General features: G+C 36.8%; 25 protein-coding genes. 12 read left to right on the top strand and 13 right to left on the bottom strand.

Annotated elements, in window-relative coordinates; translation table 11 throughout:
• Positions 1-278 precede the first annotated feature (278 nt).
• The 6 genes from QNI22_RS02415 (at position 279) to QNI22_RS02390 (ending at position 4,704) form a co-directional block, all read left to right on the top strand.
• Entirely contained in the window at positions 279-602 is a 324-nt protein-coding gene (locus QNI22_RS02415; RefSeq protein ID WP_314509000.1) for an ester cyclase, read from the top strand.
• A gap of 396 nt (positions 603-998) precedes the next feature.
• Positions 999-1,832, top strand: coding sequence for a hypothetical protein (locus QNI22_RS02410; RefSeq protein WP_314508999.1), 834 nt, complete (start codon positions 999-1,001; stop codon positions 1,830-1,832).
• A gap of 556 nt (positions 1,833-2,388) precedes the next feature.
• Entirely contained in the window at positions 2,389-2,976 is a 588-nt protein-coding gene (locus QNI22_RS02405) for a toxin-antitoxin system YwqK family antitoxin (RefSeq protein ID WP_314508998.1), read from the top strand.
• A 57-nt stretch (positions 2,977-3,033) separates the two neighbouring features.
• Entirely contained in the window at positions 3,034-3,456 is a 423-nt protein-coding gene (locus QNI22_RS02400; RefSeq protein ID WP_314508997.1) for a DUF3592 domain-containing protein, read from the top strand.
• 15 nt (positions 3,457-3,471) lie between these two features.
• A complete protein-coding gene (locus tag QNI22_RS02395) occupies positions 3,472-4,101 on the top strand; it encodes a hypothetical protein (RefSeq protein ID WP_314508996.1) in 630 nt (209 codons plus the stop codon).
• Between the two features lie 90 nt (positions 4,102-4,191).
• Complete coding sequence (locus QNI22_RS02390) at positions 4,192-4,704, top strand: hypothetical protein (protein ID WP_314508995.1); 513 nt, start codon at positions 4,192-4,194, stop codon at positions 4,702-4,704.
• A gap of 453 nt (positions 4,705-5,157) precedes the next feature.
• Here QNI22_RS02390 and QNI22_RS02385 read toward each other — a convergent pair whose 3' ends face one another.
• The 4 genes from QNI22_RS02385 to QNI22_RS02370 all read right to left on the bottom strand — a co-directional run bounded on the left by QNI22_RS02385 (position 5,158) and on the right by QNI22_RS02370 (position 10,554).
• Positions 5,158-5,358 (bottom strand): hypothetical protein, encoded by a 201-nt coding sequence (locus tag QNI22_RS02385; RefSeq protein WP_314508994.1) that lies wholly within the window; start codon positions 5,356-5,358, stop codon positions 5,158-5,160.
• Positions 5,359-5,458: 100 nt separating this feature from the next.
• Complete coding sequence (locus tag QNI22_RS02380; RefSeq protein WP_314508993.1) at positions 5,459-6,016, bottom strand: ankyrin repeat domain-containing protein; 558 nt, start codon at positions 6,014-6,016, stop codon at positions 5,459-5,461.
• 62 nt (positions 6,017-6,078) lie between these two features.
• Positions 6,079-6,531 carry a hypothetical protein gene (locus QNI22_RS02375; protein WP_314508992.1) on the bottom strand — a complete coding sequence of 151 codons (453 nt, stop codon included), beginning with the start codon at positions 6,529-6,531 and terminating at the stop codon, positions 6,079-6,081.
• Between the two features lie 231 nt (positions 6,532-6,762).
• A complete protein-coding gene (locus QNI22_RS02370; protein ID WP_314508991.1) occupies positions 6,763-10,554 on the bottom strand; it encodes a DUF7619 domain-containing protein in 3,792 nt (1,263 codons plus the stop codon).
• A 245-nt stretch (positions 10,555-10,799) separates the two neighbouring features.
• Here QNI22_RS02370 and QNI22_RS02365 point away from each other — a divergent pair, with 245 nt between their 5' ends.
• The gene (locus QNI22_RS02365) at positions 10,800-11,147 is read left to right on the top strand and encodes a DUF6896 domain-containing protein (protein WP_314508990.1); all 348 of its coding nucleotides are present in this window, start codon (positions 10,800-10,802) and stop codon (positions 11,145-11,147) included.
• 468 nt (positions 11,148-11,615) lie between these two features.
• Here the strand turns inward: QNI22_RS02365 and QNI22_RS02360 are convergent, their stop codons facing one another.
• Both QNI22_RS02360 and QNI22_RS02355 read right to left on the bottom strand, forming a co-directional pair.
• Positions 11,616-12,146: a hypothetical protein gene (locus tag QNI22_RS02360; protein WP_314508989.1), complete on the bottom strand. Its 531-nt coding sequence runs from the start codon at positions 12,144-12,146 to the stop codon at positions 11,616-11,618.
• 551 nt (positions 12,147-12,697) lie between these two features.
• Positions 12,698-13,321, bottom strand: a complete 624-nt coding sequence (locus QNI22_RS02355; RefSeq protein WP_314508988.1) for a hypothetical protein — start codon at positions 13,319-13,321, stop codon at positions 12,698-12,700.
• Positions 13,322-13,477: 156 nt separating this feature from the next.
• Here QNI22_RS02355 and QNI22_RS02350 point away from each other — a divergent pair, with 156 nt between their 5' ends.
• The gene (locus tag QNI22_RS02350) at positions 13,478-14,527 is read left to right on the top strand and encodes a sensor histidine kinase (RefSeq protein ID WP_314508987.1); all 1,050 of its coding nucleotides are present in this window, start codon (positions 13,478-13,480) and stop codon (positions 14,525-14,527) included.
• Complete coding sequence (locus tag QNI22_RS02345; RefSeq protein WP_314508985.1) at positions 14,524-15,213, top strand: LytR/AlgR family response regulator transcription factor; 690 nt, start codon at positions 14,524-14,526, stop codon at positions 15,211-15,213. The genes QNI22_RS02350 and QNI22_RS02345 overlap by 4 nt, the downstream gene beginning before the upstream one ends.
• A gap of 89 nt (positions 15,214-15,302) precedes the next feature.
• Here QNI22_RS02345 and QNI22_RS02340 read toward each other — a convergent pair whose 3' ends face one another.
• The gene (locus QNI22_RS02340) at positions 15,303-15,683 is read right to left on the bottom strand and encodes a winged helix-turn-helix transcriptional regulator (RefSeq protein WP_314508984.1); all 381 of its coding nucleotides are present in this window, start codon (positions 15,681-15,683) and stop codon (positions 15,303-15,305) included.
• 117 nt (positions 15,684-15,800) lie between these two features.
• Between QNI22_RS02340 and QNI22_RS02335 the strand changes: the two genes are divergently transcribed.
• Positions 15,801-16,772 (top strand): NmrA/HSCARG family protein, encoded by a 972-nt coding sequence (locus QNI22_RS02335; RefSeq protein WP_314508983.1) that lies wholly within the window; start codon positions 15,801-15,803, stop codon positions 16,770-16,772.
• Positions 16,773-16,945: 173 nt separating this feature from the next.
• On the opposite strand, the gene QNI22_RS02330 is transcribed toward QNI22_RS02335, so the two are convergent.
• Together QNI22_RS02330 and QNI22_RS02325 are read right to left on the bottom strand one after the other, a co-directional pair.
• On the bottom strand, positions 16,946-17,833 hold the full coding sequence (locus QNI22_RS02330) for a hypothetical protein (RefSeq protein ID WP_314508982.1): 888 nt from the start codon (positions 17,831-17,833) through the stop codon (positions 16,946-16,948).
• 247 nt (positions 17,834-18,080) lie between these two features.
• Positions 18,081-19,067, bottom strand: a complete 987-nt coding sequence (locus QNI22_RS02325; RefSeq protein WP_314508981.1) for a TolB family protein — start codon at positions 19,065-19,067, stop codon at positions 18,081-18,083.
• A gap of 309 nt (positions 19,068-19,376) precedes the next feature.
• On the opposite strand from QNI22_RS02325, the gene QNI22_RS02320 reads away from it, so the two are divergent.
• Positions 19,377-19,979 carry a CGNR zinc finger domain-containing protein gene (locus tag QNI22_RS02320; RefSeq protein ID WP_314508980.1) on the top strand — a complete coding sequence of 201 codons (603 nt, stop codon included), beginning with the start codon at positions 19,377-19,379 and terminating at the stop codon, positions 19,977-19,979.
• 102 nt (positions 19,980-20,081) lie between these two features.
• Here the strand turns inward: QNI22_RS02320 and QNI22_RS02315 are convergent, their stop codons facing one another.
• From QNI22_RS02315 to QNI22_RS02305, 3 genes are all read right to left on the bottom strand, one after another.
• A complete protein-coding gene (locus tag QNI22_RS02315) occupies positions 20,082-20,681 on the bottom strand; it encodes a hypothetical protein (protein WP_314508979.1) in 600 nt (199 codons plus the stop codon).
• Positions 20,682-20,934: 253 nt separating this feature from the next.
• Positions 20,935-21,360, bottom strand: coding sequence for a hypothetical protein (locus tag QNI22_RS02310; RefSeq protein WP_314508978.1), 426 nt, complete (start codon positions 21,358-21,360; stop codon positions 20,935-20,937).
• Positions 21,361-21,430: 70 nt separating this feature from the next.
• On the bottom strand, positions 21,431-21,697 hold the full coding sequence (locus tag QNI22_RS02305) for a hypothetical protein (RefSeq protein WP_314508977.1): 267 nt from the start codon (positions 21,695-21,697) through the stop codon (positions 21,431-21,433).
• 482 nt (positions 21,698-22,179) lie between these two features.
• Between QNI22_RS02305 and QNI22_RS02300 the strand changes: the two genes are divergently transcribed.
• Positions 22,180-22,596 carry a hypothetical protein gene (locus tag QNI22_RS02300; protein ID WP_314508976.1) on the top strand — a complete coding sequence of 139 codons (417 nt, stop codon included), beginning with the start codon at positions 22,180-22,182 and terminating at the stop codon, positions 22,594-22,596.
• Positions 22,597-22,725: 129 nt separating this feature from the next.
• Here the strand turns inward: QNI22_RS02300 and QNI22_RS02295 are convergent, their stop codons facing one another.
• Positions 22,726-23,181 (bottom strand): DUF7878 domain-containing protein, encoded by a 456-nt coding sequence (locus QNI22_RS02295; RefSeq protein ID WP_314508975.1) that lies wholly within the window; start codon positions 23,179-23,181, stop codon positions 22,726-22,728.
• Positions 23,182-23,206 lie beyond the last annotated feature (25 nt).

The raw sequence follows: 23,206 nt of genomic DNA, 5'->3' as shown, positions 1-23,206 counted from the left end.
TGAACCGATAGGCTTACTCTACCCTTTCCATATAGGCGTACTTTTATGATATATCACGTATACTTTATGTCTATATGAAAACAATCGTATCCCTGACCTGTGGGATAAGCATCCTTCTGTCAGCATTCTTTATGGAAAGCAATCTTTCAACTTCAAACATTCTGGTTATGCCATCTCAATCACAAATCAATCAACAGAAAAAAATAAAGCAGTGGTTATACGTTTTAACAAAGAAGTAATCGAGCAGGGAAATATGGAAGCAGCCAATCAGTTAATGGATGGCTCAGTTTGTGAACCACTCCGCTCCGGCCGGAGCTAAGCCAGGTAAAGAAGGGATGTTGTATACCTTCAAGCAGGGCCTCAGACCAGCATTTCCGGATCTGAAAGTAACTATACATGAGCAAATAGCAGAAGGTGATCTGGTCACCACACGAAAAACAATCACAGGTACACAGACAGGTACTTTGCTAGGTATCGCTCCTACAGGAAAGAAAATTACCATCGAGGTGATTGATATTGTCAGAGTTAAAAACGGAAAATACTATGAGCATTGGGGTGTCAATACCTTCCCAACTGTTCTAACGCAGCTAGCTCAAAAATGATTTGAGTTAGCCATAAAAAGAGCCTCTCTCCCTTCTTTCTGTCTACTTCATTCATATTCAGACCTACAAAGATTATCTTTCTGTGTCATAACAAAGTCATCTCTTTGCAAAGGACGGCATACTATATATTTGTTTCAAGGAGTATCATAATTTATTCAAATTTACCTTTCTCTTAAAATTAATAAAACACCTTATCTATTCCCTATCTATTGCATCTCTTTATTTTCTACATAAAATATAGTCATATACTGTGTAGCAATTGTTTTTTTATTAAATTGCCACGCCTCAAATAGCCTCAATTTAGTTACTTCGACAATAAAAGTTGTCAATTAACTAAATATCAATCCTTTACATTTTTCCAATCTCAAAAACAAACATTTAAGTAAACCACATTGTATGGTAAAAGTAATCCGTGTATTCATTCCATTGCTCATGGTTTTTGTGATGTCTTGTGTTAATCAGGACATAGAACCAACAGAAAAAGAAACATCTCTGAAAGCAGCTTCCCTAATCACCCCTGTTGAGCAGGACCCTACTGAAAAACCTTGTTATACCTCTAATGTAGAATGGGTATATGAAGGAGAACAAACAATCGCGCTAATGATGCATATTGTTTATGAACAAGTAGAATGCCCTACTAGCGGGAATACGGGCTCTGTAGGAAGTTCTACCTGTGAACTTCATTTCCCTGATAATCCAATAAACGGACAGAAATACGTTGCACCAAGTACTTCTTGTCGGGCAGGTTCATATTATTATTCCTGTCAAGGCAATACTTGGGTAATCCCTGCTGACTATCTGTATGGAACGCCTCCAACAAATCCAACAGCGGGTATGCGTTACATCTATAACTACACCAACCAGCCAGGTTCTATTACCTTTATTTATCTGGCCTCTACAGGCTCATCCAACCTCCCTGATGGATGGTATGTAGATATACTTCCAGTAGCTAGTACAGCTTGTGGTACCACAAGTTGTAAGAAATGTGGTCAATACCTGGCAACTATAGCGAAGGGGGGATATTACTTTAAATTTTATGGTGCTATCAATACTAGTGGTGTTGTATCAAAAGTTACAGTACAACAATCATTGAGCTCTACACCTACCACTGTAACCAACGCTTCTGTTACTTACACCCTAGTGGATGTGGATAGCATCTATCAGTTTGTAGGTACAGCTCAGGCACCTGATGGTACTATTGTATACTTTAATGATATAGCAGGAGTATAGAATATCCCGCTTTGCTTGTTGTATATACAATCAATGGATAGGGCAACCCTATCCATTTTCATTTACTGGTTTTGGAAGCAAATTTGTTAATAGTTATTTTTCAGACTAGCTAGTCTCTGAACCTACCTTCTGTAGAGAAACTATAAATAGAAGCAAACATTCTATGAGTACAAAAATCATTTCTGAAGTAAAATATTTCCTTCTTTGAACCCAATTGCATAAATCTAACTATGAGACACTATTTACTAATTTTATTTTTTGTAACAGTTGTAGCAATAGCTTCTATCATATTGGGGTATGCATATGATGACCATGTATTGAGTGATGAATGAGTGGTTAAGTCAGCAATGACAATTTCTATCTTATTCATGGTGCTTGGTATGTTACTGGTAGATAACCTGAAACTGTTGGAAGGATCGGTAATTATTTTTTTCTCAACTATATTTATCAGTATACTGATTTGGAGCTTTTTGATCTTACTACTGAAAAGAGGTATTAAGAAGTATATAAATGAGAGCATTAAACGTTCATGTTATTCCATAAGATATGGGTTCATATGCAAAAAAAGATTTCATATATCACTGTAGCTATAATATGGGTCACCATTTCATGTAATACCAGGCATAAGAGTCCGGAAAGACTACAGTTGAATGATAGCACCATTACTCAGTTATACTTTGACAGTTCAGATCAATTGATTCGCAAAGAACAACGGGTGAATGGAGCATTGGATGGGTTTATGGAAGAATATTATCCAAACCAAATGCTAAGACGCAGAACTATATGGAAGCAGAATGAACAAGGTTTTCTTTATGAAGAATATGATAAAGAAGGTAAAAAGAAAAGAACAGATCGATCCGTTGTATTACAAGGAAATGATACTGTTATTTTTAATCAAAAGGCTGTCTTAAATCTCATTCTTTCGGATACTACAAAAAACATCGTTGTATTTCTGGGAAAATCAGATCAAAACTTTTTCATTTCTAAAACAATTACCGTTCCGGTTGAAGAGAGTAAAGCAACAATTGACTTTACACCCAGCGAATTAGGGAGCCATCGTTTATATGGAGTCATTCGAATAAAAGAAGATACACTTTACTCCTATTCTTATCCATTTATTTACAAGTATTTTGTGACGAAGTAACTCTATCCATATCTTTAATCCATAGAGTTAAAAAGCAGAAATAAAAGAATTAGTGTAATGTTAAAGTCTAAACAATCATCTGGACTTGGTAAATTTATAGTAGTAGTTTTGGCCTCTGCTATTATTTTTCTATTGATACAGGGTATTTTCATTTTATGGGATAAGTATCAATCCTATAAATACAGGCGTATTTTAGAAAATCTACAAGTAGTCACAGGGCTCGTAACAGATAAACATGATTATAAAGGCTTGGGAATTGATATTGAATATGAAGTAGAAGGCCAAAACTATACATACAAACCCGCAATAAGTAATCAAACCTATGAACGTTATCAGGTTGGTGACACCATTTCGGTAACAATTTGCAAATCAGAACCTTCACTTGCCTTATTAACATTAAATATCAACAATAAAGAAAAACTCAGACGGTTTCTTGGTGAGGATACTACTAACTATTTGAATACCCATAAAACTAAGTAATCAAACTAATTCTGTATGAAAAAGATAATTTTAACTTTTTGGACATTACTTATAACTATTATTTTACTTGGACAGGACTTTGAAGGAAAAATAACCTATACAAATTCCTATAAAAGCAATAACCCTCAAGTTTCTGATACGCAATGGAGTACTTTTATGGGAAACAAGTACGAATATTTTATTAAGGGAGGCAGCTACAAAACAACGGCGAATGGTACTCTGTTACAATGGCAACTCTATGTTAACAAAGACAACAAGCTATATACAAAAATGGCCAATTCAGAGGCTGTATTCTGGAATGATGGAGCTACAAATCCAGATTCTGTACTAAATGCCCAGATCAATAAAGGAGTAGCAAAAGTTTTGGGTTATACTTGTGATGAATTAATATTAACCTGTAAGAGTGGCACTCAGAAATACTATTTTAACTCCAAATTATCAGTAACTAAGAATTTATTTACCAAACACAAGCTTGGCAATTGGGCTGAATATATTTCAAAAGCTAATGCTTTACCATTAAAACTAGTCATTGAAAACCCTCAATTTATACTGGAAAGTGTGGCTACAGAAGTAGTGCCTCAAAAACTCGATGCAAAGTTATTTTTACTTCCAGAGGGTATTCAAACAGAAAAGAGTCCCTATTAGCATCATTTTGTTTCATTCTTATACATCTGACATGCTTAACCAAAATGCAAATAATCCAGGTGACTTATCTACTTAGTACAAGCAACTACTATGAAAATAATACTCTCCATTTGTGCCCTTGCTTTTAGTATTTGTGCCTATAGCCAGAATAGTCAATACATAACTCCTCTGGTCCTCTCAGAGGCCAAAAATGCCTTAGAAATAGTAAAAAACAGACTGGATACAAACAATTATTTACTATACAATCTACGCGATAAATATCTGATTGTGGGTAAAGTAGCGAAGGAGTATCAATTATTTTTAGTTCAGACTGTATTTGATGATAAATCACATACTACGACATACAAATTGATCAGAGAAGATCTGATAACAGATTCTATATTGCTTAATAGTGCATTTCAGGGAAAATCCTACGATAGACGATTCCGACAGTCTGCTATTGAGCCAGCTGTATCCTATTTGTATTATTATCAAAAAATTAAGGGAAACAAGATTTGTGAATTCTTTTTACCTGTATTAAGCTACACGCATGATTATAAGTTAGAATACCCAATAAGCAATGATTTAAACAAGTTTTTATTTGATGAGCTAAGAAAAGATTAAAATGATCTTATACTTGAGTATATACATGAATATCAGATTTTATAATGGGGGTTCAATTATAAATGTTCAAATTTTTTTTGTGTAGGTCTTCCAGTAATCGAACTATAGAATAACCTCCATTATAAATTTCAGTCTATCGAAAATGAAGCAAGAAGAGCTTCGAATGAATCAGCCAGATTGTATCATGTAAATATATATCATAGGCACTTAAGCCATAAAAAGAACAGAGAGAATCCAAGATCTGCCACTTATTTTTTAGAAGCTGTACTCCGACAATCAATACCACCATCCCAAAGCTATACTAACTAATGAAAACGTTAAAAAACAGGCCGCTTGTTTATATCCTGTCTGTTACACTTATCATTCTGCTAAGTTTACTCTCATTGCCATTGGTAGCAAAATATAAAGCCACAAAAAATCTGGACACTCTTTAACTAACCTTGACCAAATCATCTATTCAAACGTTCCACTTGTATCAGTATAGGATCGGCCTTTTTCAGGATCATTTACATCGGGCTTCTCTGTCTGAGCGACTACTGTATTATAAACAGGTAATTTTGTTTGCCTATCAAGGACAACCCCATTGGCTCGTTGCAGACAATCACAGGAGGCGAAGGTAAAAAGTATCACCAGAAAAATAGAATATGGCTTCATGGGTAGGTTATTTATGTACAATTAGGACTCTTTCTATAATAGTCCCCCAATTTTATCTGCCCTAACAGATACATTATCATCCCTATAAGTCAGGAGATGGTCAGCACTTTCCATATTTTCTTTCAGTTGCCTTTAGTCTCTCCCAAAAATCTAAAATATACTTTGGAACCCGATGACCAACACCCTCAATCAAAAGATTTAGAACAGGTAAACTTAGCCTATAATGATGTGCTTCTAGTAAAGGGATAGGATCAACCTGATAAATCATTAGAAGCCTGATGATTTTCTCGTTATTATAATAGAGAGCACTGTCCGCCTGATAGATAGTTTTAAAAAAAATGATATCAGCTTTATGTTCAAGTAGAACTTTTGCGATTTCCGCTTCTTCAAAAAAACAGGCATATTCCAAAGCTGTTGTTTTTCTCTTTCCCTTCTCATTAACCGGAGCCCCATAGTCAAGTAGCAACTTAACTAATTCTAGAGATCTGGTTTGTACACTACAGACCAAAGGCGAATCAAGAGATTGAAATAAACTCTGTTTCTTGACAGGACTTATTCCAGACTCAAGCATCTCTTTGACATTATCTATTTGCTTACACTGAATAGACTCTAATAGCTTGTGGCCATCTCGTTTATCTTTTTCACTCAGGAATATCATATATTGAAAGTAGTGTTGAAATTGAAAACCATTGCTCTAGTAAGGGAAGCAAAACAATTTTCTTATACCACCTTTCCTTTGAGAGAATCTTGTTCGTGCAAATAGCAACGAAAGACTTCCAATTGATTATTTTTTTCAAGTCTGACCAAAGGCAGGCATTTGGTTTTTCCATTATATAGGATTGTCAGGGTCTTCCCTTTTCGCAGAGAAGTCCACAGACAATACATTCCTACAAACAAAGGAAGAACCGGAATCAGAATTTGCTCTACATAAAAATGGGATACCCGTTCTTCTATAAAAGCCAGATACAGATTATAGATATAATATAATGCCCCCGCTGTAAGAGCGAGGCCAATCAGAAAAATTAAAATCCAGTTATTGACTAATCGTCCCTGGCCTATTTGTATAGTGTCAATATCCTGGAAAGAATATGTTTGGTAATTGTATCGGTTTCTCAGTAAGTGAATGCCTTGTGCACTAATTCCAAATTCTGGAGTTTCAAACTTGTATTTCATTTTGATTATGACTAATCTACAGAATAACTATTTTCAGAAAGCTATCATTTGTCCCTTGGGCTCCACTCATAGCTAAGGTATTTTCAGAACAATTATATTGCTAGGCCATCTCTAAAACATAAAGAACTGTGTGATTTATAGATGGTATTTACAAGCAGTAATAAATTCAAAAATACCCAAGCTGAACATTGACAAATCGGCTTAGGGATTGAACGAAAGCATAGTCTGCCTCTATTTGATAATCAACTTACGGGTAGAATTTCCTTTGTCAGTTTTGAAGACAATTAAATATATTCCTGCTCCATTATATGAGAGGTCTACCTCTTTTCCAGTACTTCCTTTTGAAATGGTTTGTGAACTGATCCGTTGTCCCAAGTGATTGTATATCTCAATAGTCTGAATTTGAACAGCTGTCTTCGAGAAGTCTATTGTAAACCGTCCATCGGTTGGGTTTGGAGAAATCACAATTGGTCGACTCCATTGGGGTTGCTCATTAGCAGTAGGTTTCATCACAAACTCAGCCTCGCTGGTAGCGGTTCCACCTGGTGTAGTTACACTTACCCTACCTGCTGTCACTCCTGCAGGAACAGTCACTATCAATTGTGTTTCTGTTGCTGACACAACAGAGGCTCTTACACCATTTATCTTTACACTATTGTCGGATAATACAGTTTGGTAATTAGTACCAGTAATGGTTAGCTGTTCCCCCACCTGTGCCTGTTCAGGTGTAAAGTTGCTGATGGTAGGGATCAAAAATAATAGTCCTTTTTCAGCCAACTTATTTTCTTCAGCTATCACAGGAGGTACATCATAGAGCACATTAGCAGTAGTATTGGTACGTACCGGATCATTGTAGTCAAAGAAGATATCAGCATAATTTTCAATATGTGTCTTTTCAGCCAGATTGGTTTTAGGTTTGATAGTAAACTGAATGAATCCATTACTCCCAGCCTGATCACGAGTACTGTCGGGAAGGTTGATAGTAGGAAATATCCATGTTAATATTGGACGCCCTTTGCCAGTAATATCCAATTTATAGGCATGAGAGACAGCCCCTATTTGCAGAGTAGCTATATCCAAATACTCAGACAGCGTATCAATTATAGTAACATTATAGGCATAATCTGTACCTGTATTCTGAAAGCGGATCGTATACTTTAATTCTGTATTTGTAGGTGTATAATGGTAACCAGGGGTTCCTGCCGGACTAACCTGCTTATCATTTGGGTCAAATGAGTCAATGATTTGCATACACTGTATAGCCACTTCGGGTTCTGCATCATCCTGAGGCAACACATCCACATACCCCTCGCTAACTACATCACTGCTAGAAGCCACACAACCCTCAATGGTCAGATTGGTTTGGGATTTACGGGGATGATCGGGCCTTTGATCTGCCTCAAGACGAACCGTTTTGCCATTCGCAGGAATTTTCAATACCAAACTATCGCCTACTATTAACTTATAGTTCTTCCGAAAAGCTAACTGAGCATTCAACAATATCCTGAACTCAGCACTATCAGCCATTGCCTGACCAATATTCTTAATCACAATCTGTACCCTACCATTTTCAATACACTTACCTGTCAGCACAATATCCGACTTATCCCACCGAGAGTCATCAGGTAAGGTATAATTATTGGAAGGGGTGATCCAAACTTTAGTACATTGTGTTAAACCTCTTATATTAGCCACACATGCTACTGAATCAATGATATGTATCGTACCTGGCTGATTAGCTTTGATAGTATCAATGTTGAAGACATAGTTTGAGTCTTTGTCAATGGTATATGGCTTATCAGCAGCCTTAAACACAACATGCTGAGGTAGCTTTATATAGATCTTCGCATTGACAGCATCTGCATACCCACTATTGGAGTAGTTAATAACTGTATTACTGGCAAAACAACGACGACGACGATCTGAACTTACACTACTGATCAAATAAGGGGTTTTGATTACTTTGCTGGCAAAATCTATATTAGTAACCATATCTCCTTTGTTAAGGGTGATAGCAGGCGAAATGTTGGTAACCGGACAGGTAGGTTGTATTCTGATACCTTTTTGAGTATCCCAGACCGGGCTAACTGTATAGGTACCTGTATCTACTACAATTTCATAATTTCCATTCTGGTCTGTAATACCATAATATTGACCTGGTTGGGTAGTTATTACGATATCAGAATGTGGCTTATCTATTCCATCAAAGGTACAATTCTGGTTTTCATCTACATACACTCTGCCTTTTATAAAGGAAACTAACTCATCAGTTGAAAAAATCAATACATCAAAGTAAGAGGTACTAAAAACGTTTCCAAATTTATCTACTGCCACATCTCTTACTACTATTCCAGCTGGTAAGTTTATCTTCGTTAAGAATCTTCCATTACGATCAAATTTTTGAAGCCGACCATTGAATGAATCTGCTACCCAAAGATTATTCTGCATATCAGTTGTTATACCTTCGATTGGTCCATATCCGAACTGTCCGTCTCCTGATCCTGAAGAACCAAACTTCATTAAAAAATTACCATTCTTATCAAATTTTGTTATACGATAAGTTTGATCCGCAACCCAGATATTCCCCTCCCAGTCTATTTCTATATCCCTTGGGTATAGAAACTGTGTTTCAGATGAACTATTCTCTGCAGAGAAATAAGATCTTACCTTCTGTAGAAACTTACCATCAGCAGAGAATTTCTGGATACAGTTATTCTCTATATCTGTCACCCAGACATTTCCATTCTCGTCAAAATCAAAGCCATAAGGTTGATTAAATTGTCCATTTCCTGAACCTTTCGAGCCTGTCTTAAGCAAAAATCTCCCATTGGCATCAAACTTTTGAATACGATAGTTATTGTAATCAACAACCCAAATATTGTTTTTACGATCTATAGCCATGCGGATCGGTCCTTGAAACTGTCCATCTCCTGATCCTCGAGAGCCAAACTTCATTAAAAAATTACCATTCTTATCAAATTTTTGAATGCGGCTATTTTCCTGATCTGTAACCCAGATATTGTTGTAAATATCTGTAGTTACACCTCGTGGCTCAAACCCAAAGATGCCATCTGAATTATCTCCTAATGTATTAAGTCCACGAGTAAACAAAAGATCGCCATTCGCATTATTTACATAAATAGAACTATAACTATCCATAGTCCAGAAACGACCTTTACTATCAATAGCAATCTCTAATGCAGGTATAGGCGTAGATAATTTACTTCCCTTCAATTCAACCTCCTGAATCAAATTACCATCACCATCAAACTTTCGAACATAAAATTTGCTTCGATCTGTTACCCAGATGTTTCCTTCGGAATCTGTTACTATCTTCCTAGCAACTGCGGATGCACCACCAGCGGATACATCCGAACCAAATCTCTTCAAAAATTTACCTTCTGGATCAAATTTCTGAAGGCAGAAGTTCCCAGAATCAACTACACAGATATTTCCGTTAGCATCTAGATTTATATCAACGGGATTATTAAATTCTCCATTTTCCGAGCCACTCTGGCCTATCTTCATTAAAAAATTACCGTTTTTATCAAATTTCTGAATACGGTTATTTTTAGTATCAGCCACCCAGATATTATCATGCTTATCCACAAATACTGCCTGAGGACTATTAAATTGCCCCGCCAGACTACCCAGTGAGCCAAACTTCATCAAAAAATTACCATTCTTATCAAATTTTTGAATGCGATGATTGCCTACATCTGCAATATATACATATCCATTTTGGTCTGTAGCAATTCCTTTGGGTGCACTCAATTCACCATCTCCATTCCCTTTTCTACCGAAAAAAGATAATAACCTTCCATCAGCATTTAATTTTGAGACAGACCCCCATCGGCTTGTCACATATATATAACCATTCTTATCAATGGCAATTCCATTAGGGTGTATAGTTACGGTGGTACCAATTTGCTTTTTAAAAGAATATTGTTGCCCCCAAAGAACTGAAGTGCAGACAAGACAGAAAGATACAGATAAGAAATACAGTCGTAAATATTTACGCATAGATTAAATACAGAAGCAGGAAAACAAAGTTAATAAAAAGGCATTGTATATATTATCTAATACCCTTTTATTTTAAGAATACGTTTAACAACTATCAGAAGAGAAATTTACATTTGAAATAAGAATATAGAAAATTAACATGCTACTCATGAATGATACGGAAAGTAAAAAGACTGACTATTTGTTTATATTGACAACATCAAGTCCACAACACCTTGAATGCATTTTGTAAATTCAGATAAGTAATGGAAATCGAAAAGGCTATCCTCACATTGATAGAAGACTATTCAGCCAAGGTCTATAAGGCAACAGATCTCCTACTAGCTGCATTTGGGGACATAAATTTTATCTATGCAAAGAACCAGGAGTTGATTCCCCGAAAAGGATTTCTAGATGAAAACCAGAGTATCCGTTTTGCATTCAGTGCTACTGGGTGTTTGGTAGAAGGCCAAGAAGGTATAATCAATTTTGATCTCAACTTTATAAACGGAAAGTATAACCAGCGTCACGATGGATTTTCTGTATGGAGGTTATATGGACTTCTACAACAAAGAATTTCTAACAATGTGACAACGGAATCTTATCCGGCTTGAACCTGTACAACTATGGTTTCTGTTGCAGAAACTGATCGAAGTGGACAAAAAACTTGAATGGGACGATCTGAGTGAGAGATTCTATCTAAAGATAGTCAATACTGAAAGTGGAAATTAACTACTAAAGTATGCATAAACTGATAAAGCTCCAAAAGTATATCATTGAAGCAATAGATGAAGTAGGAGAAATTGGACTTGCAATGATAATTCCAATATTCCGACAACTTGAACAAGGAAAAAAAGTAACCTATATTAAAAATGTCTTTTTTGTAAACAAGCGCTTTGCGGTTGTTTTGTGTATACGAGCCTTAGTTTACTTGTGTAAAACATACATCATTTCGATTTTCAGGTATCATTTTATACAAAATAATACAAAAGCAGATCTTATACTTTTTGAAAAGGGTATAAGATCTGCTTTTGTATCCTCCTGCTTCGCAAATCTGAACAGACTATAGTACCAGCAATCTGTTAGGGATTACTTATCTTGATTTTAATTTCATTTCCTGCATCAAGGCCACTCACACCACCACCACTGTACTTAACTGTGTATTGTCCGGTTGTGATTGCATAATTATCTGGCAGATTAAATACGGTCCGGACACTATCATGAGGTGCAACTTCGATATAGGCTTCAGCAGGTGGTGGCATTACTCGTCTGGCCATCGCTCCTTTGAATATAGCCTCAGTTCCATTTTCATGCATTACCTCAAGGTATTTACCCAGACGTGGTTCAAAGGGAGTTTCCCATTTGCAAAAACGCTGTGCACTATCTGCATGATTGATTACAGTGAAGGATAACAGAACAGAGTCTTTTGTAAATGCTTTTCCTGCCGTTCCGAGACGTGTTTCAAGCTTACCAGAATTTGTTGGTTCCTGACTTACAGTGGATGAAGAGTCGGATGTTGGGGACTCTGATGTTGAGGTGTCTGATTTCTGATTCTGACAGCCAGCAGATAGAGCGGCGACAATTAATAGTGATAAAGAGATTTGACGTATCATATGTTTTGATTTCAGGCAAAGGTAATAGATTGACACAATGTTTGGGATTAATGAAATATGATATTTTCAGCTGGTATATGTTACTTTTCTCATTGCCTTACCTTCAATGATTGGCATAATGACCTTATCGGAACCAAAAAATAAAGTTGATTGAAGATAACTATCACAGAAGTAACTACATTATGTGTAATGATAAGCCATTGATAACTAATACAATACGGGTAAACTATTGAAAAACCTAATGTATATGAATAAAGAAACAATAGTGGATAAACATTACAATAAATACATTATCAAGAAAGTATAGAGCTTGTTGAGATCACCTACTCCTACTCTATTTGTCAGAAGTTCTTTCAGAAGAACAAAAAAAGTGAAAGAGCAAAAAGATTTCCATCCTTTTGCTCTTTCAAAAGCTTAGACGCTGTTCTTTTTACGATTTCAGATCCACTAAAGCCACTTCTGAAATCTGTGACAACTTACTATCATTGTAGCCTGGTAAAAGATACGATACCTCTGCATGTAAAAACCAGAATCTGGTATTTTGGAAATGCTTATTTGGTAAGATTAAGATTGCCTGCCAATGATAGTGTTACACCTAGACTGTTTAAATCTCCGGTAGCAATGATTAACTGATCATTTTTAAAATACCTGCGGTAATACATACCCGCCTCAATTGCCAGGTATTTATTCAACCTGAAGCCAATTGCAGTTTCGGCTCCTGCCAGATAGGAAGTAGCAGCCGAAGTAGAAATATCTGAAAAATCATCATCCCACTCACTTCCGGAACCCGTTTTTACTTTAAACTCACTGATCCCGGCATTTAAGTTGCCTCTCAGATATGTTTGAGCACCCAAATTCCATTTTCGCCCTCCGGACAAAGCATACTCATAGATTCTTGATTTTTCAAAACCAGCATTCTTTACCAGATTTCCAGGGGCAATGCTTCCGTTTTGAGTATAGCCAACAAACCACTTGTCATTAAAGATCAGATTTATTCTGCCCCCAATACTATAATAGTTCTTTACAACACTATTTCCGGATGTCAGGTTGTAGCCATTGGTAAGTCCGATGTTAAGTACCAGACCGGGCTTACTTTCTTGTGCATAAGCTCCCGTTGAAGTTAGTACAAGTGATGTCAACAGGAGAATCCATCCAATTACATAATTAGTTTTCATAAAGCTTTGTTTTTTGGTTGATGGCTCAAAGGTATAGCATTGCCCTGCATGCTCGGTTTGGCTTTTGACCAACTGTCTGTATTTGTTGACAAACCGTAGAGGCTAACTTAAAAGATATGTGCTACTTTGCATCAGTCCATTCTTTCTTCATTACCTATGGAATTTAAGAATAAAGCAACAATTTTCTTCTGGATGTTCCTCTTTCTGGCCATCCTGCTCCAGCTTTTTGCCAATCAGGAGATATCATTCATTACCGCATTTAGTTACTCAACGTGTGTGATCCTTACATTACGGGTATACCTGAGTTATATTTCGGGAAAATGGGCTCAGCATTTTTTAGCAAACCTGAATACGCTTGCTTTTCTTGGTGTTATGGGAATATCCTGTCTGGTAGCCACCTTTGCTCTATCTGTCGAAGGCTATCTCATTCTGACACTTACCGCTCCCGAAAGCACATTAAAAGAAGTTACTAATGACCGCGTGGCTGTGATTTTTGGTTTGTTTACCTTCAGTGCGATGGTTTCCGGACTGAATTACTCGTTTGAAAAATACAAGCAGTACCTCGAACGGGAGAAAGAACTGGAGGTATTGCAACGAAAATCATTGGAAATGGAAATAAAGCTGCTGCGCAACCAGCTTAGTCCACATTTTACATTTAATATTCTGAACAACCTGCAGTTTCTGATCCGAAAGGATCAAAACGAAGCATTGCTCCTTCTCTCCCAATACAGTAAAATACTACGCTATTATGTGTACGAGTCACAAAAAAAGCTAATTCCATTGGATCAGGAAATTATATTTCTGAAAGAGTACTTTGATCTGGAAAAAAACAGACATGCAGAAGAACTGCAAATATCCTGTGAATGGCACATTCCGGAAAATGAGTTGTATATAGTACCCTTTGTATTAGCCACATTTGTTGAAAATGCATTCAAGCATGTATTGCCCAATCAGGCAAATGACTATTTTATCAAAGAATACTGTACGGTAGATTTGCAGGGAAATCTGACTTTTGAAATAACCAATACCTTTGATGAAAATGTGGCAAAAACAAAGTCCCGAGGTATAGGATTAAAGCATGCAGAAGAAAGGCTGACACTGGCCTATCCAGATCAGTACCAGTTAATGATAAATGAAGACAATGAACTATTTTCAGTACGACTAGAGCTTACATTAGAAAAACAAATCGGTAAAGAAGAGCTATGATACGATGTATTGTAATTGATGACGAACGAATTGCCAGAGAGGGATTACTTGAATTTATCAAAGCATTTGATTTTCTCGAATGTGTAGGAGATTATGCCAATCCTTTTCAAGCTATGGATCTGATAAAAAACAAAGAAGTAGACTTGATATTTCTGGACATTGAAATGCCAAGAATCAAAGGTATTCAATTTGCAGAACTGGTAAACAATGATACTACTATGATTATTTTCACAACGGCGTATTCGGAATATGCACTGAAAGGGTATAAAGTAAATGCGATTGAGTATCTGTTAAAACCTGTTTTTCTAGAAGATTTCACAAAAGCCGTTCACAAAGCAAAACGATTGTATGAGCTGATGTACCCCCAGGACTCTCAGTTTATATTTTTCCGGGAAGATGGAGTTGACCATAGGGTACACATTGATGAGATTACGTATGTGAAGAGCCTACAGAACTATGTACAGGTATATTTCAGAGATAACCGACATATGATTGTACACAAAACCCTGAAAAGTTTGCAGGAGACCTTGCCCGCCGAAAAATTCATCCAGATTCACCGCTCCTACCTTGTACAGAGTAAATACATTGCTTCTATCAATGGACTTACAGCCATGGTTAATAATACTTCCCTACCAATAGCCAGAGAAAGAAAACAACTCTTACTGAGTTTACTTACCAATCGATAAGATGGATCCTGAGTCTATCTAGATTCTCTTAAGAAAATCAGATCCTTTTTCTTAAAATGTGGGATGGTTCATGTTACGTATCCACCAATTTACACCTGACCGGCAGAAACAAACTCCCCTTTATCCCTGACAACCTGATTGCCCCAGGCTGTAATCGCTTCTAAAACAGGAATAACGGTTTTGCCAAAATCGGTTAAGCTGTAAATGACTTTAATGGGTGGTTTCTTTCCATACACTTTTCTTGAAACCAAGCCGTCATTCTCCAGCTGTTTTAACTGCAGGCTCAACGTCATTTCGGTAACGGAGGGCATTTCTTTTCTAAGTTCGTTATATCTTTTTTCCTCATCTTTTAAATGGTACAAGATAACGGCTTTCCATTTTCCTCCCATCAAATCCATAGCCAAGCTGATTGTACAAGGATAGACCTCCCCTTTCAGCTTTACATAATCACCAATACATTCTGTTTTCATACTGCTAATGTTGCACCTATCCATTTGGATAGTTATTGCGAATGTAAATCACTAAAAATAGTTTTGCAACTATAATTTTTATAGTTCGTATTTTTCATCTAAAGACATACCAAAAGAATGGCATTTAAAGTAACCAACAACGAAACAAAAGATAAACCACTAATTACTATTGTGGGAGTTTTGGGCAAGCAGGGCCTCAGCGCTGCACGTACTTTGTTACAAAGCGGGCGTTATCGTGTGCGTGGCATTACCCGTCGGGTTGACTCACCAGTGGCGCTTAGCCTGGTCCGGCAAGGAGCTGAGCTCGTAAGATTGCCACTTGATCTGGGATACAAAAAGGAATATGTGGAAGCATTCCGAGGCTCGGAGGGAGTTTTCATGATGACACCAGGTATTCCGCCCCCAGCCACTCATGAGTTTACATTGGGCAAAGAGTTAGCAGATGCAGCTAATAAAGCAGGGGTTCAGCACCTTATCTTCAGTAGTTTGGAAAATGTAGATAAGATTACAGCGGGAAAGAAGTTTGCCCCTCATTTTACAGACAAGGCCAATATTGAGCAATATATCCGCACGCTTCCCATCACAAGCTCGTTTATCTATATGGCTTTCTTTTACACCAATTTACCGGAATTTTACACTCCTGTTGTAAAGGACAATACCTTTGTATTTCCAATTTACTTACCAGAGGATTTCCGCGCACCCTTTGTAGATCCCCTTACGGCTACTGGCCCTGCAGTTCTGGAGATATTTTCGAATCCTGATCATTATGCCGGAGCATCTTTACCGGTAATTGGTGAAATCATCTCACCACGCGAGATAGTTGATACGTTTGTCCGGATCACAGGCAAGAAGGCTGTCTATGGCTCAGCTTTCACACGGGAGAACTTCCTTTATTATCTTCCAGACTTTAGCTCAAACAGTCTTTTAGTAGATGAGATTTTGGGAATGGCAGAGTACGCAGTCGAATATGGGTATTTTGGCAAAGATCGCGACTTGTTATGGAGTCGCCAGATAAACCCCGATAGCCTCAGCTGGGAACAATTTCTGCGCACTACAGGCTGGCTGGGCCAAAAGCTTTCATTCGGATAACATAATTATGGAATGCAGAAAAGGTGGATTTTGGGCTACAACTCTTCATCTTATTTCAAAATTCACCTTTTCTTTTTTAATTATATCATAACCTTCATGATCAAAGCCATCATGAGTTTGGTTCATTTTGAAGTTGAGAGAAAGCATATAAGCCAAATGAATTAAACCTCAGATCAATGGGAAATAAATAAAAATAGCTGACTGATAATTACACCAGCAGGAATCACACTGTGATAAAATACTTCGTCCCAGGAAGCAGGCAGTGGCTGAAAGTTCACATCATATTGTTCATATAGCTTATGTACCTTAAGAATCAGATTATCTTTTGGGTGTCCTTCGTTGTAAAGTATAACTACATCTTCTTCATAAGCAGGCAAAGAGCGATTTTCTTCAGCATAATAGTATTGGTTATCGAAGGCCATAAACTTATACTGCACCCGATAACTTAACTCTCCATCACTATTCTTGTCTTCAATCTGCTGATTAAACTTACCCACTGCAAGATGCCCATATTTCATCAGGTAATCTTCTTTCTTATTAAACACTGTATAAATAGTGAGTATGCCAACGCCAACGAGCAGCATAAGACAACTAATGAAAAGCCATTCCTGATTGACTGAGCTAGTTTGTATACCTACCACATAAGAAACAATAGGATTGTCCATTCTATAATATATTTTCACTTTGTCTCCTATCTGTGGCAGTGGCTTATCGCCCTCTTTAAAAAATATCCCTGTAAATTGTTGATTATTGGCATGGAAGCTATAATAAAGAGCATACGCTTGATCCTTATTGTTTATTTTACTGTTAGAAATAGTGGTTAGTGTCCCATTAGTATAGGCATATTTATAGGTGTAAAAATCTTTACCGTCAATCCGACTAGCTCCTGAAGGATTAAATAACATATTGCCCGGAAGGCTATTCCGGACAAAGACCAGACAAAGACATATCCAGCCCCATATAAATAGTTGTATGACTGGAAATCCTACTAGAGTAACAACACTACGAGAAAGAGGTACTTTGCGAGGGGGTAAGGAGAAAGTATAATCGCTAAGAGTCATAAGAAAGAATCCTTTCAGAGTATTTACCAGAATAGGACATCACTTCCAAGATAAAAGGAATTCTCTACATTGCTACTTTTCTACAATCAATTTTAGCTTTACCTATTCCACCTGTATGATTGTCTGGACTTTGATCTGTCCTACCCTGATTTTACGGATGGGAAATAGTCTTCAAAGTTTGATACTCCACCGTCACTGTTTATATACACATCCAAAGGTCTGATTGTATATGTTGCAAGCTTTGTCGTCAAAGGGTATTCAATACCATGTGCAGGTCTACCCAGAATATGTTCCCAAGGCCATTTAATGGGGAGTTAAGTATTTTCAGATAGGCACTGGTCGAAACAGGTTTCTCAAAGTGATACGGTTGTGAATCTCTGAAACTTGTAAAAAACAGCAATCTTCCATCCGGAGAGACCATAGGGCATTGATCCATATGTTTGGAATTTAGGTTGTGTCCGAGGTTTTTACCTGCAGTCCACTGGTTGCCTTTGTGAAAGCTGATATATAGATCTCCACTTCCGACATTGTTTTTCCCACCCATAGACGTATAGATAATATAGGATTCGTCAGGGGCAACAAAAGCATCAAACTCTGTATTGTCTGTATTAATCGAATCGCTTATACCAACAGGTTTCTGGAATTGTCCGTTTTTATAAGCAGAAATCATCAGATCATAGCCAGTCTTTTTATTTTCAGTGGCAAAATACAGGTTTCCTTTTGCTGAAACCGAGGGGTATAATTCGTCATTGGATGAATTAATCTGATTCCCCAGATGCTGAGGTTTACCAAAAGTTTCATTCTGATAGCTGACATACCAGATATCAAAATCTTCTTTCACCGCTTTTCCAACAACGGGTCTTGTGGAGATAAAATAAACACCCTTACCGTCTGGAGTAAAGAAAGGATCTGCATCACTGTATTGCCCAGAGAAAGAAACAATCTCTGGTGAAGTCCACTGCCCTTTTATTCTTTTGCAGATAAAGATAGTATAGAACCGGTTGTAATACGTATTGTTGGCAATGGTGTAAAGAATAACATTACCGTCTGGTGAAAACGTACTATTGTATTCATTGTGATGAGTGGAGATAATACCACTGGCAAACACTGTAGGCGTATCTTTGGGAACTGCCAGATTAAAATAGGAAAACTCAGTGCCTTTCTTTTGTCCCAGACAAACCATTCCATTGAGGAACATGCCTGTTAACGCGATATAGATGTATACATTTTTCATTGTTTTATCTTACGGATAAGAGGTGAGACATTTTTTCAGCCATTCCGGAAGTCTTTTTACTCCAGGTTCTGTGGCATAAGCAGTTCTGGCTAGCCCCGGATTGAAAGGGCATTCTATAATGTGATGCTTTTTGCTTTTATGTAAAGGGTTGCTGGTTTGATACATACAGGACAGATGGAGATAAATGAAACAAATCAACAGCAAAACATTCCTAATACATAGCAGTTTACACATTTGTATTTTACTAACTTTACCTTTAAAACAAATTTAGATAGTAAAGGTAATACTTTACCAATAAAATAAAAATAGATGGTAAAAAACAATAAAATAGATGAAATTATTCTTTGTGGTGGAAGGCTGTGCCTTGACTTTGTAAACACAGTAAGCTCCTGGACTGAAGAATCAGCTACAGACTATTTTGCAAACTTGAGTGATTTTGCCTACTGGTGTCTGCGAATGAAGTGCATAGACCCAAAAGAGTGTGAAAAAGTAGTTGCGAAAGCAGAAACAAACGAAGCACAGGTGTTCCTTGAAGAAGTTAAAGCATTCAGACAGCATGTATATACACTGCTGTTACGCAGAAGCACCCACCAAAAAATCAGTTCATCTCATCTGTCTTTTCTGAATACGCAGTTACAGAGCTATATACCTTATGTAGCTTTGGAATCTTATGCGAACGAAATCAAGAGGGAGTGGAAATTTCCAAAGGCAGACTTCAGGGTACTATTGGCACCTATTGTATATGATGCCTATGAATTATTGCTAAAAAATGATACAGGACGTTTAAAAAACTGTCCCAAATGTGGCTGGCTGTTTCTGGATACTACCAAAAACGGCAAACGAAAGTGGTGCAGTATGCAAATGTGTGGCAGTAATGTAAAGGCACTCGAATGGTATCATCGAAACAAATAAGATTTCTTTCAGACGAACCATTCGGGAACCAACACAACGTACACACGATACTATCTAAAGATGACATTGTTAACAGACAGAAAGCTACAAATGGGAAGTCTGTCAAGGAGTTGCAGAGGAGGTTTTAGTACTGAACTCTTTATTATAGTTGTCGACCATAATGAGTATGTAATCGTAGGTAAGCGTTCCATTTTCGATTTGCTGGCTCATTTTGGGAAAGTCAGAGAAGAACTCAGATAGTCGTTTTTTAAACCTCCCAGGTCCAGTGGGTACTCTGACTATATCAAGATTATTGCCTTTCTTCAAGAGGTAACTTTCCATAGAAACCTGGGTATTGCCTGCACCCAATAAAACAGTATTCTGATATAAAGTTACTCGCCCTACCTTAATCACCTTAGCAAAAGCCACATCGATAATAGCACCTGTTAACGAGTAAGGTACTTCAAAATTTCTTACTACAGCAAATGAATCCTTATCTATTACATATCCTGCTATATCGTCAGGCTTACATTTTAACATCTTACTCTCTTTAGTTTCTTTAAACTTTATAGGGAAGTTATCACCTGCACCCGCTTTGATTAAGCCTTGATGAACACTCCCATTGGCATCGATATAATATCCTTGCTTATAGGAGGCAAATAGTTGAGCCTCACAACGAATAACAAAAACGAAAAAAAGAACAAGTGGAATAAAAACTTTCATACGAATAAATATCGGAATAAAATAAAAGGATTTAGCCTATATATAAGGTAGGTCTGGTGTGCGTAATCACTTACCATAGATAGGGTGGCTGATAGGTATTTTACGAGTATATAAGAGAAATCATATTGGATAGACTGTACACCTGTATTGTAAATGGGTTGAAGTTTACTCATCACAAGCATGCTACAGTCCATGCCGAGAAAGACAATAACAAATTTGTAGGATCTAGACTGATATTGTTTTCAGTAGTTTCCTATTTATACTCTTCGGGTTTGATGGGTAAACTGAGTACAAATGTGCCATTCTTATCCTTGTAGGTATAAGTTAGTGTAATTTCATTATTCCGGAAAAGGCTCATTTCAGGATTTGTTCTGATATTCTTGATTAACGGAGGCTTTATATAATTTTCTAAGGCTGCCACATCTATTTCTTCCTTACTACGATTAACCAGAGTATAATTGTACCGAAAGTCGCTTTTAGAAGTACTAAATGTGTTGTCCAGACGAGTTTCCTGGTCAATCATGACAGGGCAGGTTTTATTGATCTCACTGGCTGCGTTTAGTAATTGTTTATCTAACCCAGGAGCTCTAAAAAAATACTGAACTACAAATACTCCAACCAAAACACCAAATAATGAATAGAGAGTTAATGTTTTCTTTTTCGTGTGTAGTTCTTCCATTTTATTGTTTTATATGTGGTTTTCGTTATTTATTTTGGGAAAAATGGCCCTTCTTCTCCTACTAAGCTTCTCAGAGTAGGGTAATCTCAATAATCTTATTATCCGGATCAATATAGATCCATTCGGTATTGTCCAGCTCCGGCACACACTCAATCAGGTCCTCTCCTGCTTTATGTCTTGCCAAAGCCAGTTCACCTAAGATAATTGTCATTTCATACCTTTCTTGTCCACTGGAACCTAACCAAGCAGCAGTCATTATCTTTCGATTCTTCTGAATTGCTTCATATCCTACATAGTTCAGGTTATCCTCCTCTTTGTACCAGGGTTTTGTTGCCACTCCATCACACTAGAATGACCTCAATATCTTATCTTTACGCTGCTCAAAAGCTGCGGTAAGATAAAACTCCAGATACCCACAGAAATCTTCATCAAATGAATTATAAACGTTTTCTGTCATGTAGTATAAGCTATCTGTTTCCTTCTATGAATAAGTATACAATGGTAGATAGTATGTAACAAATATACAACCTACAAACAACAGACTATATTTTTATCCATTACTTTTATAAAATTCATTTTACATATAGCACAAATCAACCTGCTAAATCGCTATATTTACACAGCTCAGAAGTGGACTGGTGTCCATATGAACGTTGCCGTAAACTGTACTTCCATACAAACGGGATATAAATTCGGGGTAGTACTGCAGGTTCGAATCCTGCCTGAGCCTATTGACGATTGCTGTAGTATTGGCTGACAATAAGGCGAGAAGTGAGTGAGGCAATAGGCTCAAGTGGTGTAAAATGATAAATCGGATGTATGCATTACATAGGTAAAGAGAGAGCATTAAAAAGAATATCGGCTAGAAGAGCACAATTCCAAATAGATGAGCAAACTCATAATAAGGTAGATATTGAACATTTATTGAAACGAATTGACTTGTCAACCGATGAATTTCTAATATACTATTTTACAACAACTGATAATGAATCTATTCTTTTATCTTCCCGACGATTTATGCTTTTTGATACTAGTCAGGATGTTCGTTTTATAGAAATAGAAGAGATAAAGGAAGTAAAGTTCAATCCTGTGTTTAAATCAGATTTGGATGCATCTTTTCTACTAATTTTAGATCTGTATACGCAACCATCTTTGACTATATCCATGCCCAATGGGCCAGAAGGAATCTCCCTTGTAAATGCCATTTCTGCTATAAGGAGGGTTATGTATGAATAAGCCTTTATTAGTGTATGCTCTTAATTAATATATGCTCTAACCTACCAAATTATGGATTCGGTATCTTGGAAGATACCTTTTTTGAAAACACATTTTATTCTCAAAAAAGTAAAATCAATTATATCGTCACTAGTTCTCCTCCTCTTGATTTAAATTGCGCAATAATTCATTTAAATTGATAGTTAACTTTTGTGCCAACTCTATCTCTAAATTCTTCAGAAAAGTTTCAAATGCAGTAATGATGCTAATTTTTGATACCAGTTGTGTCAGTTCTGTTTTTTGCCAGATCGATTCTATTTTATAATAGTCATCATTGATATATTCAAAAATCAGGATTGGTTCAAGATAGTAATCAACAGTTTTATAAATAAAATCAGGCTGCGTATTGAGTTTACCAGATAGTAACCAGTTATGCATATCATTCGCTAACTCAATCAAACATATATCTGACTCTTCAAAAAAGAGTACATTGTCAACAGAGATAGCAAGTGAGCCTTCCAAATGAGCCCAATAATAGCGTAATTCCTTATGTTCAGGAATAGTAGTTATTTCGAAGGTAAATACCATATCCATTTGAACTTTCATTAAGGATTAAGTTAACGTCATGTTA

Origin of the sequence: Xanthocytophaga agilis (assembly GCF_030068605.1) — a bacterium.
GTDB classification, from domain to species: domain Bacteria; phylum Bacteroidota; class Bacteroidia; order Cytophagales; family 172606-1; genus Xanthocytophaga; species Xanthocytophaga agilis.
Note: the sequence above shows the minus strand (reverse complement) of the source record. Positions and strands in the feature narration are given on the sequence as shown.

Excerpts from the sequence above, each read along its gene's own strand:
- QNI22_RS02330 (WP_314508982.1), bottom strand. The coding sequence starts at position 17,833 with ATGACTCTTAGCGATTATACTTTCTCCTTACCCCCTCGCAAAGTACCT.
- QNI22_RS02295 (WP_314508975.1), bottom strand. The coding sequence starts at position 23,181 with ATGAAAGTTCAAATGGATATGGTATTTACCTTCGAAATAACTACTATT.
- QNI22_RS02390 (WP_314508995.1), top strand. The coding sequence starts at position 4,192 with ATGAAAATAATACTCTCCATTTGTGCCCTTGCTTTTAGTATTTGTGCC.
- QNI22_RS02325 (WP_314508981.1), bottom strand. The coding sequence starts at position 19,067 with ATGAAAAATGTATACATCTATATCGCGTTAACAGGCATGTTCCTCAAT.
- QNI22_RS02380 (WP_314508993.1), bottom strand. The coding sequence starts at position 6,016 with ATGATATTCCTGAGTGAAAAAGATAAACGAGATGGCCACAAGCTATTA.
- QNI22_RS02405 (WP_314508998.1), top strand. The coding sequence starts at position 2,389 with ATGCAAAAAAAGATTTCATATATCACTGTAGCTATAATATGGGTCACC.
- QNI22_RS02395 (WP_314508996.1), top strand. The coding sequence starts at position 3,472 with ATGAAAAAGATAATTTTAACTTTTTGGACATTACTTATAACTATTATT.
- QNI22_RS02415 (WP_314509000.1), top strand. The coding sequence starts at position 279 with ATGGCTCAGTTTGTGAACCACTCCGCTCCGGCCGGAGCTAAGCCAGGT.
- QNI22_RS02375 (WP_314508992.1), bottom strand. The coding sequence starts at position 6,531 with ATGAAATACAAGTTTGAAACTCCAGAATTTGGAATTAGTGCACAAGGC.
- QNI22_RS02315 (WP_314508979.1), bottom strand. The coding sequence starts at position 20,681 with ATGAAAGTTTTTATTCCACTTGTTCTTTTTTTCGTTTTTGTTATTCGT.
- QNI22_RS02335 (WP_314508983.1), top strand. The coding sequence starts at position 15,801 with ATGGCATTTAAAGTAACCAACAACGAAACAAAAGATAAACCACTAATT.
- QNI22_RS02310 (WP_314508978.1), bottom strand. The coding sequence starts at position 21,360 with ATGGAAGAACTACACACGAAAAAGAAAACATTAACTCTCTATTCATTA.
- QNI22_RS02365 (WP_314508990.1), top strand. The coding sequence starts at position 10,800 with ATGGAAATCGAAAAGGCTATCCTCACATTGATAGAAGACTATTCAGCC.
- QNI22_RS02360 (WP_314508989.1), bottom strand. The coding sequence starts at position 12,146 with ATGATACGTCAAATCTCTTTATCACTATTAATTGTCGCCGCTCTATCT.
- QNI22_RS02410 (WP_314508999.1), top strand. The coding sequence starts at position 999 with ATGGTAAAAGTAATCCGTGTATTCATTCCATTGCTCATGGTTTTTGTG.
- QNI22_RS02355 (WP_314508988.1), bottom strand. The coding sequence starts at position 13,321 with ATGAAAACTAATTATGTAATTGGATGGATTCTCCTGTTGACATCACTT.
- QNI22_RS02320 (WP_314508980.1), top strand. The coding sequence starts at position 19,377 with ATGGTAAAAAACAATAAAATAGATGAAATTATTCTTTGTGGTGGAAGG.
- QNI22_RS02345 (WP_314508985.1), top strand. The coding sequence starts at position 14,524 with ATGATACGATGTATTGTAATTGATGACGAACGAATTGCCAGAGAGGGA.
- QNI22_RS02385 (WP_314508994.1), bottom strand. The coding sequence starts at position 5,358 with ATGAAGCCATATTCTATTTTTCTGGTGATACTTTTTACCTTCGCCTCC.
- QNI22_RS02350 (WP_314508987.1), top strand. The coding sequence starts at position 13,478 with ATGGAATTTAAGAATAAAGCAACAATTTTCTTCTGGATGTTCCTCTTT.
- QNI22_RS02340 (WP_314508984.1), bottom strand. The coding sequence starts at position 15,683 with ATGAAAACAGAATGTATTGGTGATTATGTAAAGCTGAAAGGGGAGGTC.
- QNI22_RS02370 (WP_314508991.1), bottom strand. The coding sequence starts at position 10,554 with ATGCGTAAATATTTACGACTGTATTTCTTATCTGTATCTTTCTGTCTT.
- QNI22_RS02400 (WP_314508997.1), top strand. The coding sequence starts at position 3,034 with ATGTTAAAGTCTAAACAATCATCTGGACTTGGTAAATTTATAGTAGTA.
- QNI22_RS02300 (WP_314508976.1), top strand. The coding sequence starts at position 22,180 with ATGCATTACATAGGTAAAGAGAGAGCATTAAAAAGAATATCGGCTAGA.